The sequence below is a fragment of the Treponema sp. UBA753 genome, from assembly GCF_002297325.1.
Lineage (GTDB): Bacteria > Spirochaetota > Spirochaetia > Treponematales > Treponemataceae > Treponema_D.
On the sequence record NZ_DBKJ01000047.1, the window covers coordinates 1 to 11,719 of the forward strand.

The following is an 11,719-nucleotide window of genomic DNA, read 5'->3' on the forward strand; positions in this document are numbered from 1 at the left end:
CAGAACGCTCTTTTTTGCGCACAGAAGACTGGTTTTCTGCTGAATAATTTCAAAACTGAAGGAATACTTCCTAAGAGCCGTAGCGATACTTCCTAAAAGGCTAAGGAATACTTCCTAAGCCCCTTAGGAATACTTACTCAGCCTCTTAGGAATACTCACTTCAGGTCTTAGGGATACTCACTCAGCCTCTTAGGAAGTATCCCTTCAGCTAAATGCCGAATTTGCTACGCAAACATCGCAGATCTGGTCAGAGAATGACATTAAAAACAACTTAACATTACATGATTTGCTCTAGCAATTCATGTTCTATTTTGCACGAGGGAAGCCGCTGCGGGCAAGACGGAAGCCGTTGTTTTCATAAGTACTAGTTCCAGTGTCAGAATTTCTTTGAATAACTTTCGCATGATCTGCATCATCAGAATAAGAGCCGCTTGGACGAGAACGAAAATTAGTTATAGATTCTCCCATTGGATCTGTAACAGTTTCTTTAGAAGGTCCATTATATGTAATATCCCAACACCATTCCCATACATTGCCACTCATATCATAAAGATCAAGTTTGTTAGCATTTCTCAAGCCAACTTCATGGGTTTTATTAATTGAATTATCTTTATACCAAGCAACACTATCTAAATCATCATCACTGCCAGCATAAGTATAATCCCAGTCAGCAGCACTTTGATCTCCACCACGAGCAGCAAACTCCCATTCGGCAGCAGTAGGCAGACGATAGCCGTTTTTAGTTAAATCACAAGAAACAACCCAACCTGAACAAGCTGTTTTAACTTCACTAAGGGTAAGACTGTCAGTGCCAACTAAAGTGCCACCCGCTGTGATTGTATAGCATTTATCAAATCCAATTAATGCGGAAAGCTTGTTGCAAAACACAACTGCATAATACCAGCTTATCTTCTCAACAGGACGATATTCTTGAATTTCACCATCTGCCGGGGAATCCTTAAAACTGCTTGGATTTTCTCCCATTACGGCTTCAAAAAGTTCCTGCGTTACTTCGTACTTGCCTATGCTGTATGGGCTTAAAGTTACTGTGCGTCCGTCAATAAAAACGCCTGCGCTTCCGCTTCCTGTAATTGTTGTGGCGGCATCAATTACTGTTGCAAGGGCTGTCTTTTCAAGCTTGGTCTTGTTTATAACTATGCTTCCGTCCTCGGCAACAAAGCAGTTGGAAATTATAAGGGTAAAAGGGCATTCTGTAGTTTTATCTGCTTCAACTTTTATATCTTTGCTTCCAGACGCGATAAGCTCATCATTGCTTGCGGAATCCCGAGCCTCAGCCACAACTGTATATTCTCCAGCTTCAAGTTCCGTGAACTCTATTACCCCCCCAACGCCGCGTCTTTTTCTATAGTCTCACTTTCGCCAATTACACGCACAACGAACTTGTCGGCATTGTTTTTATCGTAAACGTAGCGTCCTCCCGGCAAGGTAACACGGATTGAGCCGCCTTTTTCTGAGCCGCCGCTCATGTTCATGCAGGATGCCGCCACAAATAAAAACGCAAATAAAGCCGGAACAATAAATTTCTTCATAAAAGACCTCTAGTTTTTTGGATTGTCGGATCAAGTCTGACAATGACAACTTTCATTTCTCTGTCATTCCCGCACTTGTTTCATCTCTCTGTCATTGTCGTACTTGAATTTCCATGTCATTCCCACACTTGATGTGGGAATCTCTTTTATAATCAACTTTTCAAGAACCTGTCTTACATTATAATGAATAAATCGCAAAAAACAACTTTTTGGCAAAAATTTATTGATTTTTTTTGCTTCTATATACCTTTTGTGAAGTTAAGTTAAAATGCGGGAATTTTCCTTGAGTAAATACGTTATTTTCCATTGGTAAATAGCTTATTTACCTTAGGCAAACAGTCTATTTACCCAGGGTAAATAGACTGTTTGCTTGTAAAAAAATAATTGCAGAATTTAACATTTTCCTGTTGACATTTTTTTTCATAAAATATAATATACTGAACATAAGCAATGCGGCAGTCGTATAACGGCTTATTACCCCAGCCTTCCAAGCTGGAGACGAGGGTTCGACTCCCTTCTGCCGCTCTCGGACCTTAGGTTTTTCTAAGGTCTTTTTTTTTGCCTATAAAACCTTGCTTATATTTGGAGAAAAGAATGAAAATAGCAGTAGCAGGAACAGGATATGTAGGACTTTCAAATGCAATTTTACTTTCGCAGCATAATGAAGTTTTTGCAACAGATATAATTCAGGCTAAAGTTGACTTAATAAACAGCAAAAAATCTCCAATAATAGACAAGGAAATTGAAGACTATCTTGCAAACAAAAAGCTCAACCTTACAGCCACAACAGATGCAAGAGTTGCCTACAAAGACGCTGATTTTATAATTATTTCAACTCCTACAAACTACGACCCAGAAAAAAACTACTTTGACACTTCTTCTGTTGAAGCAGTTCTAAAACTTGTAAAAGAAATAAATCCAGAAGCAACAGTTGTAATAAAATCCACAATTCCAGTCGGCTACACTGAAAAAATCCGCATGAAAATGGGAATTAAAAATCTTCTGTTTTCCCCGGAATTTCTTCGTGAAGGGCACGCGCTTTATGACAATCTTTATCCATCAAGAATCGTTGTAAGTTTTCCAAAAGAGCAACCTGAATTAAAGAAAAAAGCCGAGCAATTCGCTTCATTACTTAAAGAAGGCGCAATCAAAGAAGACATCAAGACTCTTTACCCGAACTGCACAGAAGCAGAGGCAATCAAGCTTTTCGCAAACACATATCTTGCCTTGAGAGTTGCATATTTCAACGAACTGGACACCTATGCGGAAGTGCGCGGCTTAAACACAAAGTCTATTATAGAAGGAATCTGTTTAGATCCTAGAATCGGAGACTTCTACAACAATCCTTCGTTTGGCTACGGCGGCTACTGTCTTCCAAAGGACACAAAGCAGCTTCTTGCAAACTACAAGGACGTTCCGCAGAATTTGATTCATGCAATTGTAGATTCAAATTCAACACGCAAAGACTTTATCGCAGAACAGATTATCGCAAAAAAGCCAAAAGTTGTGGGAGTTTACCGCCTTACAATGAAAGCGAACAGCGATAATTTCCGCCAAAGCTCAATTCAGGGAATTATGAAACGCATAAAGGCAAAAGGAATTCCTGTGGTTGTTTACGAGCCTTCATATAAAGAAGATGAATTCTTCGGTTCAAAAGTAGCCAAAGACCTTTTGGAATTTAAGAAAACCTGCGATGTAATTATTTCAAACAGAATGTCTCCTGAACTTGCAGACGTAAAAGAAAAAGTCTACACAAGGGATTTATATTCACGCGACTAAGGCTTAAAGATGATTTTAATAAATGGAAACTTTCTTTGCAGAAACCTCACAGGAATTGAAAGATTCGCCTGGGAAACTTGCAGGCAGCTGGACTTAATAGTTTCAAAAGAAGACAATATTGCGCTTTATGCTCCTGCAAACGCAAAGTCAGTTCCAGAATACAAAAACATTAAAATCATCGTGTCAAAAAAAAGTATTAAGAGTTTTCCACTGTGGGACATGGGAACTTTTTCTTTAGCCTGTAAAAAATTAAAGGCAACCGGGCTTAACTTTTCAAACACTGCCCCGCTTGGAAAAAACTGCGGAATTTCTTTTATACACGATATTTACGCAAAGGATTTTCCTCAGGACTTTAAAACATTCAAGGACAAGCTAATAAGGCTTTACTGCCGCCTAAGCTACTGGAACATTGCAAAAAACGCAAAAAAAATCATAACGGTTTCTCAGTTCAGCAAGGAACGGATTCTAAAAGCATACAAAGTTTCGCCACAAAAAATAGAAATTGTTCCAAACGGCTGGGATCATTTTAAGTCAATAGAAGCGGACAATTCAATATTTGAAAAGTTTCCCAAGCTTGAAAAAGGCGGATTTTATTTTACACTCGGAAGCCTTTCGAAGCGAAAGAATTTAAAATGGATTGCATCTTACGCAAAAAAAAATCCGCAGGAAAAATTTGCAGTTTCCGGAAAGGCAATATCCGGACTTGTTCCAAAAGAACTTGAAGACTTGCAGAGCCTTCCAAATGTAACGCTTTTAGGCTATGTAACAGACGGACAAGTAAAATCGCTTATGGAAAACTGCAAGGCGTTTGTTTTTCCCTCTTATTACGAAGGATTTGGAATTCCGCCGCTTGAAGCTCTTTCATGCAAAGCAAAAATAATAGTTTCAAAGTCAGCAAGCCTTCCTGAAATATACGGAAATTCCGCCCATTATATTGAATGGAACAACACAGACTGCAACTTAAACGAGCTTCTAAAGAAAAAGACTGAATCCCCAAAACCAATCCTTGAAAAGTACACCTACAAAAATTCCGCGGAAATTCTAAAAAAAATCATAAAAAATTAAAAAAAAACGCTAAAGTTAAGCCTCCATTGTGCCGATGATTATATTGAAAAACCATGGCTGTTCAACTTCGTAGAAGACATCAGCCAGGCTATTCAATGTAAAAGATTGCAGATGTAGCCTTGTAATACAGATGTAGTCTTTTACAGTTTTAGACCGAAAGGATTTGGTCTTTATAATTCCATGGAGGAAAAATATGGTCATCAACCACAACATGTCCGCAATGTTTTCAAATCGTTCTTTAGGAGTAACTCAGGGTTCACTCACAAAGGACATGGAAAAACTTTCTTCTGGCCAGAAAATCAACCGCGCTGGAGACGACGCTTCAGGACTCGCAGTTTCTGAAAAAATGAGATCTCAGATCCGCGGATTGAACCAGGCTTCAAGAAACGCAGCAAACGGAATCAGCTTCATTCAGACAACTGAAGGATATTTGCAGGAAACTACAGACATCATTCAGCGCATCCGCGAACTTGCAGTTCAGGCTTCAAACGGAATTTATTCAGATGAAGACAGAATGCAGATTCAGGTTGAAGTAAGCCAGCTCGTAGCAGAAGTAGACCGCATCGCTTCTCAGGCTCAGTTCAACGGTATGAACATGCTCACAGGAAGATTTGCACAGGCTACTGGAGAAAACACTCCTACAGCTTCTATGTGGCTTCACATCGGCGCAAACATGGACCAGCGTATGTCTGTTTTCATTGGAACTATGACAGCTGCAGCTCTTGGAATGAGAGAAATTGGAACTGAAGAAGTTATGACAATTGCGGCTCCAAGTGATGCCAACCGCGCAATCGGAACTCTTGATGAAGCTCTTAAAATCATCAACAAGCAGCGCGCTGATCTGGGTGCTTACCAGAACCGCCTTGACTATGCTGTAAAGGGACTTGATATTGCCGCTGAAAACACACAGGCATCTGAATCAAGAATCCGCGATACAGATATGGCTTCTGCAATGGTAGAATTCACCAAGAACCAGGTATTGTCACAGTCTGGAATTGCAATGCTCGCTCAGGCAAACAGCCAGTCACAAAGCGTCTTGTCTTTGCTCCAATAGTGTGATATACTGAATACAAAGAGCATGGAATTTTCTATGCTCTTTGCCGTTTGCAGGTTTGATTTACACTTTAACTTTGCTTTCCATCTAAATCTTTCCCGCAAAACAGCTGTGCTTTTAGACACGGCTTTGCTTCGTTTTAGAAGCTGATCTTTGAAAGTTCTGTTTTCCATGATTGTCTGTAACAGCATAGACAGTTGCTTAAATTTTTTACAAGGGAAATAAAAGCAACGGTTCCTGCTGTACAAGGTCTAAAACTTCTGCCGGGGGCGCAAAAACCAGCAGAAAGCCTTTACAGACGGGCATTTTGCATGATGCATTATGTACGATTCATGGAGGACATTATTATGGTCATTAATCACAACATGAGCTCAATGTTTGCAAACCGCACATTGGGAGTTTCTAATTCCCAGTTGATGGGCAACATTGAAAAACTTAGCTCAGGCGAAAAAATCAACCGCGCTGGAGACGACGCTTCAGGACTTGCAGTATCTGAAAAGATGCGCAGCCAGATCCGCGGACTCAACCAGGCTAACAGAAACATTCAGAACGGAGTTTCTTTCATTCAGGCAACAGAAGGATACTTGCAGGAAACTACAGATATTCTTCAGAGAATCCGTGAGCTTTCAGTTCAGTCTGCAAACGGAATCTACAGCGATGAAGACCGCATGCAGATTCAGGTTGAAGTTTCTCAGCTTGTAGCAGAAGTAGATCGCATTGCTTCACAGGCTCAGTTCAACGGAATGAACCTTCTTACAGGACGTTTTGCAGAGAATTCTGTAACAAACAATGTAATGACATTCCAGGTTGGTGCTAACATGGATCAGAGAGTAACAGCTTTCATTGGAACAATGACAGCACAGGCTCTTGGTCTTAAGGGAACTCAGGGTACTGACGAACAGATAAGCATTTCTACTCCAGATACAGCTAACATGGCTATTGGAGCAATTGATGCAGCTCTTAAATCAGTTTCACGCCAGAGAGCAGACCTTGGCGCATACCAGAACCGCTTTGAAATGGCTTCTAACGGTATCGCTGTTGCAGCAGAAAATATGCAGGGCGCAGAATCAGGAATCCGCGACACTGACATGGCTGCTGAAATGGTTGAATACACAAAGAATTCCATTCTTGCTCAGTCAGGAACAGCAATGCTTGCTCAGGCAAACAGCCAGTCTCAGAACGTATTGGCTTTGCTTCAGTAGTATTAAAATAACGGCGCAAGCTGTAACCGTGTTTTCTGAATAAGAGAAATCTGGATGTCTTCTTTTAGACAGCAAACACGTAAGAGCGAGGAGGGGTGCGCCCCCTTCCCCTCTCTTCTTTTTTATTTTTCAGGAGGAAATGTCCATGAATACAATCAGTATGAGTGGTCAGACAATGGCAATGGATGGCCAGCAAGTCTACAACGCTTTCTCTCCGCAAAAAGGAGAAGCAAAGGTTTCTGTAAAAGGAACTTTGCCAAACTCAGCTTCGGAAGTGCTTCAAAATTTTGAGGCGAACCAGGCGGATTTGGAAGCATCTGTACAGGAACTTCAGCGGCTTTCAGACATTGTTACAGGCCACAAACTGCATTTCAATGTAAATGACGAGCTTAACAGAGTTGTTGTAACAGTTGTAGACGCATCAACAAACGAAATTATCCGGGAAATACCGTCAAAAGATATACAGAGAATTCAGGCAAGAATGAAACATGCCATCGGTGTACTTTTTGATGAAATGATTTAATGGCAGACGGACTGAACATACCAGGCGTAAGCGACAAATACAAAACAAACGATCTCGTTGAATCCTTAATGGAAGTCGAACGGATTCCTTTAAAGCGTGAGGAGTCCAATCTTGAGACGTATAAAAAACAGCAAGATGCCTGGCGTGGAGTCAACCAGAAAATGTCTTCACTGCGCGACAGTGTAAAAAGCCTCTACTCTTTTGAAAATCCATTCAGCAATAAGCTTTCATTTTCCTCGGAAGAATATGCGGTAACAGCAGATGCAGGGCGCGAAGCAGAGTTCGGATCATTTAAAATAGAAGTTCTACAGCCAGCCGCATCAGACAGATTTTTAAGCGAAGAAATAGACAGCGATATGCAAGTGGCTCCAGGAAAATACACTTATTCCGTTGGAGAAAAAAAAATCGACTTTAACTGGAAAGGCGGAAAACTCAACGACTTTGTTAATGCCTTGAACCGCCGCGGAAACGACACAATAAAAGCAAGCTTGATTGGTGTAAGCGCAAATAAAAAATCACTTCTAATTGAAAGCCTAAAGACAGGGAAAGAAAACCGCCTTGTATTTGAAAATCAGGCTCTTGACTTTGCAAAAAAAACTGGCATGGTTTCTTCTGCAAAATCGGAAACTATAACTTTAAAATATTCTTCGCTTTCTGCAAAAACACCGGAAACCAAAGATGAGATTCAGCAGGAAAAAATTCCTGAAATTTCAAAAAGCAAAGTAAAAGCAAACGGAAATGACATTACAATAGAGCCAAGAGGTGGATTTGAGCTTGAACTTCCGTCTTCAATAAGAAAAAGCAGTTCTGGAAAAATAGAATTCTCTTTCACTGAAAAAGAAGTTCAGGAAATAACAGAAGAAACAGTCCAGACTCCAAAAGAAAACCTTGAGCTTCCGCCTCCCTTGAGCGTTACTTATGAAGGAATCAGCGTATTTAACAACCCAAGCGACTCTACTCTTCCGCCTGCGCAAGAACAGCAGGAACAAAAATCCAAGCCAGTTGAAATTTCAAGCAGCCAAGTATTTTTTATAAAGGATTCGGACGGAAACGAGCAGCCTGTGGATTCAAAATATTTTTCAAAAGATTCAAGCGGAAAAACAAAAGTTTCTGTGAGCATTTCGGACTTTCCAAATGCACAGTCGCTTGTTGTAAGAAATTCAAACACAGGCAAAGAAATTTCAATGACTGCTCCGCTCTGCTTTGACGAAAAAAAATCTCTTGGATTTGAGCCCAAAAATGCAATCTCAACTGCGCAGGACGCAAAGCTAAAATACGAAGGAATCACCATAAGCCGCCCCACAAACGACATTGACGATATAGTTCCAAATGTTACCCTTCACGTCCATGAAAAAACGGAAAAGCCTGCGAACATAAAAATTGAGCCGGACACAGAATCCGCAAAGGACGCAATTATAACTTTTGTGGGCAAATACAATCAGGCGATTGCGGAAATGAATATTCTTTCTATTAACAAGCCTGAAATTGTTTCCGAACTTGACTACCTTTCTTCTGATGAGCAAGACAAAGCCTACGAGCGGCTTGGAATGTTTCAGGGGGATTTTTCTCTTACAAACGGAAAATCATCTTTGCAGCAGATTGTTTCTTCAAATTATAGATTTTCTGATGACGCATCCGTTACAATGCTTTCGCAGATTGGAGTTTCTACAAATGCGAGCGGCGGCGCAAGAGGATACAGTCCTTCCCAGATGCGCGGCTACCTTGAAGTTGATGAAAAAAAACTTGACGAGTGCTTAAAGTCAAATTTAAATCAAATAAAAAATATATTTGGCTACGATTCTGACGGAGACTTGATTATTGATGACGGAATCGGATACAAGATTGACAGGCAGCTTACTTCTTGGGTTCAGTCAGGCGGAATAATTTCTTCAAAAACAAATTCACTTGAAACACAGATAAAAAATTCAAATTCGAAAATCACGCGGCTTCAGACCCAGCTGGACAGAAAAGAGGCAGATTTAAAACGAAAATACGCAAACATGGAAGGCACGCTGAACAGCCTTGAAAGCCAGCAGTCAACAATGCAGAATTTTTCAAATCAAAATAACGGCAGAAACAGATAGGAGAAAATCATGGAACTTTTTGTAAACGGTGAAAAAATAGACATTACACTTGAAGATGAAAAAACAGTTGGCGAAGTTTTAAAGTCATTTGAAAAAGAAGCAGAAAAAAGCGATGCCACGACAATCGGCATTTTTCTAAACGGAAAAAAAGTTCTCGCAGATGATTTTGACGAGGCTTCAAAAACTCCGCTTGAAGAAAATACAAAAATCGAGCTTACCGTTTTAAGCAAGCAGGACGTAATAGATTCCCTTGAAAAATCAAAAGACAAATTTTCTTCGCTCGCGCAAAAGCTTCCAGAAGTTCCGGTCGCGCTTCAGGGCGGAAAAGATAAAGAGGCAAACACTGTAATAGCAGAACTTGCAGAAGCAATTGACGACTTTTGCCATACAGCGGCTTTGAGCGCATTGTTCCCAGAAGTATATTCAAGCATTGTAATAGACGGAAAAAGCGTTACAGAATTTTTTGAAGAGTTTGCGCCGATTGCAGCAGACTTTGAGCAGTCGCTTGAAACAAAAGACAGTGTAACTTCAGGAGACTTGTGCGAATATGAAATTGCGCCGCGTCTTGAGCTTATTGCAAAGGCTATAGAGGACGGCCTTAAAAAGTAAAAATCATGGATACAGGCTCACCTATAGAAGCGCGTCTTGCTTCAAGCGGATTTGTATATTCATTTGTCGCATGTTTTCTTGCTATAGCTATAGTTCTTGTAATTTTATATTTTATATATTTGAAATACAAATCATTAACTAAATCAAAAAAATGGATTGAAGCAAATAAGAACAGACAAACAAAGTTTTCAGATGTAAGAAGAATTGCGCATGAAGCAAATCTTGATAGCGCAGAAAAAAAACTTCTGTGGAGCATCTGCAAAACACATCATGCGCGCAATATTCAGTTTTCTTACCGCTCAGAAAATGAAATGCAAAATCTTTTTAAATCTGAATTCCAAAGAATGAAAGCGCAGTCTCCAAGGAACGAAGAAAAAATTTCAGTTTTGTTTTCATTAAGATACAAGCTCGAAAAACTTTATGACAGAAAGCATTCCATAACTTCCACAAAATACTTAAGGCCCGGGCAGCAAATAAGAGTTCTGGATGAAAACCGCAATCCGCATGATGCAACAGTTCAAAAGAATACGCCGGAAGGTTTTTACATAGAAATTTCCGCGGAACTAAAAAACTTTAAGCCAAAGCCTCTTTCAAAGTTTATGATAAATTTTTCTTCTGCCACAGGAATGCTTTACCAATGCGTTGTAATGGCAGCTCGCTACGAAGATATTCCAAACGGAAAGGAGCTTCTTCTTATAACGCATTCTTCAACTCTCAAAGTTATTCAAAAGCGAATGACAAAGAGGCAGGGAACAACCATTGAATGTCTTTTTTCCGCAGTTAAGGAAATAAAAGCCGGGCGAAAAACAAAATTTGAAGTTCAGCAAAAAAAGCACACTGGAACATTCATTGATATTTCCGCAGGCGGATGCAAAATTTCATGCAGTCTTCCGATTTCGAGCAACCAGTACATTCAGCTTTACTTTAAGCTTCCGGGAATTATTGAGCATCAGGCGCAAGGTCTTATTATAAAAACAAAAAAATCTGCGGACGAAAAAACATTTGTGCTGTACATTAAATTTACCGATATTAATATAGCTGCAAAAAATGATATTTATGCTGCGATTTATGATTATTTTTGAGCTTGGAATTTAATTACATTATGAAAGTTTTAGAAATAAATTCGATACAAAAAGAAGACGGGTACATTTACTACATTCACCACTACAAGGCAGTTGCAAAAGTAGAAGTATTGTCTTCAATTATTTCAATACCAATAAGTTTCACTGTAGAAACAAATCCGCTTGGAATAAGAACGGTTGACCTTGATCCGCTTCCGGCCAAGCTTGACTATCCAGTTATTCCTATAACAAAAGCAATCAAGGCTCTTATTGATAAAATGGCGCAGGAAGGTACACTTCCGCAAGTCTAATGGCAGCAGGTAAAAAAATGATTTTCCACACAAAGTCTTCAACTGAAACAATTTCACTAGGAGAAAAAATCGGCTCTCTTTTAAAGCCAGGCGACATTCTTGCAATGACAGGAACTCTCGCAGCAGGAAAAACAACAATAACAAAAGGAATCGCAAAATCTCTTGGAATAAAAGACAACATAACAAGCCCCACATTCTGCCTTGTAAGCGAATACGAAGGTGAAAAAATGCCTTTATATCACATGGATGTTTACAGGCTTGAAGGCGAAGAAGACTTTGCAAACCTGGGCGTTGAAGACATGCTCTACGGAAACGGAGTCTGCATAATTGAATGGAGCGAAAAAGTAAAAAAAGAACTTCCAAAAAAATCTATCCTAGTTGAAATCACACCGCAAGAAGACGGAAGCCGCCAAATAAAAATTGAAAACTGGAACAACGGAAATATTGACTGGAACGAGGAATAAAATGAAAGCTCTTGCAA

The 11,719-nt window shown here is 39.8% G+C and carries 12 protein-coding genes and 1 tRNA gene; 11 read left to right on the forward strand and 2 right to left on the reverse strand.

The features are described from left to right. Window positions 1–306: 306 nt before the first annotated feature. Both B4C08_RS03755 and B4C08_RS03760 read right to left on the reverse strand, forming a co-directional pair. Window positions 307–1,299, reverse strand: a complete 993-nt coding sequence (locus B4C08_RS03755) for a formylglycine-generating enzyme family protein (RefSeq protein WP_296663047.1) — start codon at window positions 1,297–1,299, stop codon at window positions 307–309. Between the two features lie 38 nt (window positions 1,300–1,337). Further along, the gene (locus B4C08_RS03760) at window positions 1,338–1,550 is read right to left on the reverse strand and encodes a hypothetical protein (RefSeq protein WP_296663050.1); all 213 of its coding nucleotides are present in this window, start codon (window positions 1,548–1,550) and stop codon (window positions 1,338–1,340) included. Between the two features lie 452 nt (window positions 1,551–2,002). Here B4C08_RS03760 and B4C08_RS03765 point away from each other — a divergent pair. The 11 genes from B4C08_RS03765 (at window position 2,003) to tsaE (ending at window position 11,702) form a co-directional block, all read left to right on the forward strand. Continuing rightward, window positions 2,003–2,075, forward strand: a tRNA-Gly gene (locus B4C08_RS03765). 69 nt (window positions 2,076–2,144) lie between these two features. Beyond that, window positions 2,145–3,329 (forward strand): nucleotide sugar dehydrogenase, encoded by a 1,185-nt coding sequence (locus B4C08_RS03770; RefSeq protein ID WP_296663052.1) that lies wholly within the window; start codon window positions 2,145–2,147, stop codon window positions 3,327–3,329. Window positions 3,330–3,338: 9 nt separating this feature from the next. Then, complete coding sequence (locus tag B4C08_RS03775; protein WP_296663056.1) at window positions 3,339–4,394, forward strand: glycosyltransferase family 4 protein; 1,056 nt, start codon at window positions 3,339–3,341, stop codon at window positions 4,392–4,394. 193 nt (window positions 4,395–4,587) lie between these two features. Next, entirely contained in the window at window positions 4,588–5,448 is an 861-nt protein-coding gene (locus B4C08_RS03780; protein ID WP_296028987.1) for a flagellin, read from the forward strand. Between the two features lie 347 nt (window positions 5,449–5,795). Continuing rightward, window positions 5,796–6,650, forward strand: a complete 855-nt coding sequence (locus B4C08_RS03785) for a flagellin (RefSeq protein WP_013701576.1) — start codon at window positions 5,796–5,798, stop codon at window positions 6,648–6,650. A 145-nt stretch (window positions 6,651–6,795) separates the two neighbouring features. Next, the gene (locus B4C08_RS03790; protein WP_296663060.1) at window positions 6,796–7,173 is read left to right on the forward strand and encodes a flagellar protein FlaG; all 378 of its coding nucleotides are present in this window, start codon (window positions 6,796–6,798) and stop codon (window positions 7,171–7,173) included. Then, complete coding sequence (gene fliD, locus B4C08_RS03795) at window positions 7,173–9,257, forward strand: flagellar filament capping protein FliD (RefSeq protein WP_296663062.1); 2,085 nt, start codon at window positions 7,173–7,175, stop codon at window positions 9,255–9,257. Before B4C08_RS03790 ends, fliD begins: the two co-directional genes overlap by 1 nt. Before the next feature lie 9 nt (window positions 9,258–9,266). Further along, a complete protein-coding gene (locus tag B4C08_RS03800) occupies window positions 9,267–9,866 on the forward strand; it encodes a hypothetical protein (protein WP_295796827.1) in 600 nt (199 codons plus the stop codon). A gap of 5 nt (window positions 9,867–9,871) precedes the next feature. Continuing rightward, entirely contained in the window at window positions 9,872–10,948 is a 1,077-nt protein-coding gene (locus tag B4C08_RS03805) for a PilZ domain-containing protein (protein WP_296663065.1), read from the forward strand. Between the two features lie 20 nt (window positions 10,949–10,968). Further along, the gene (locus B4C08_RS03810; RefSeq protein ID WP_295796831.1) at window positions 10,969–11,238 is read left to right on the forward strand and encodes a hypothetical protein; all 270 of its coding nucleotides are present in this window, start codon (window positions 10,969–10,971) and stop codon (window positions 11,236–11,238) included. Window positions 11,239–11,255: 17 nt separating this feature from the next. Further along, the gene (tsaE, locus tag B4C08_RS03815) at window positions 11,256–11,702 is read left to right on the forward strand and encodes a tRNA (adenosine(37)-N6)-threonylcarbamoyltransferase complex ATPase subunit type 1 TsaE (protein ID WP_296663069.1); all 447 of its coding nucleotides are present in this window, start codon (window positions 11,256–11,258) and stop codon (window positions 11,700–11,702) included. The last annotated feature ends 17 nt before the right edge of the window (window positions 11,703–11,719 follow it).

Bases quoted from the DNA above. Each gene is read 5' to 3' on its own strand.
- B4C08_RS03810 (WP_295796831.1), top strand. From the start codon at position 10,969: ATGAAAGTTTTAGAAATAAATTCGATACAAAAAGAAGACGGGTACATT.
- tsaE (WP_296663069.1), top strand. From the start codon at position 11,256: ATGATTTTCCACACAAAGTCTTCAACTGAAACAATTTCACTAGGAGAA.
- B4C08_RS03805 (WP_296663065.1), top strand. From the start codon at position 9,872: ATGGATACAGGCTCACCTATAGAAGCGCGTCTTGCTTCAAGCGGATTT.
- B4C08_RS03790 (WP_296663060.1), top strand. From the start codon at position 6,796: ATGAATACAATCAGTATGAGTGGTCAGACAATGGCAATGGATGGCCAG.
- B4C08_RS03800 (WP_295796827.1), top strand. From the start codon at position 9,267: ATGGAACTTTTTGTAAACGGTGAAAAAATAGACATTACACTTGAAGAT.
- B4C08_RS03785 (WP_013701576.1), top strand. From the start codon at position 5,796: ATGGTCATTAATCACAACATGAGCTCAATGTTTGCAAACCGCACATTG.
- B4C08_RS03760 (WP_296663050.1), bottom strand. From the start codon at position 1,550: ATGAAGAAATTTATTGTTCCGGCTTTATTTGCGTTTTTATTTGTGGCG.
- fliD (WP_296663062.1), top strand. From the start codon at position 7,173: ATGGCAGACGGACTGAACATACCAGGCGTAAGCGACAAATACAAAACA.
- B4C08_RS03775 (WP_296663056.1), top strand. From the start codon at position 3,339: ATGATTTTAATAAATGGAAACTTTCTTTGCAGAAACCTCACAGGAATT.
- B4C08_RS03770 (WP_296663052.1), top strand. From the start codon at position 2,145: ATGAAAATAGCAGTAGCAGGAACAGGATATGTAGGACTTTCAAATGCA.
- B4C08_RS03780 (WP_296028987.1), top strand. From the start codon at position 4,588: ATGGTCATCAACCACAACATGTCCGCAATGTTTTCAAATCGTTCTTTA.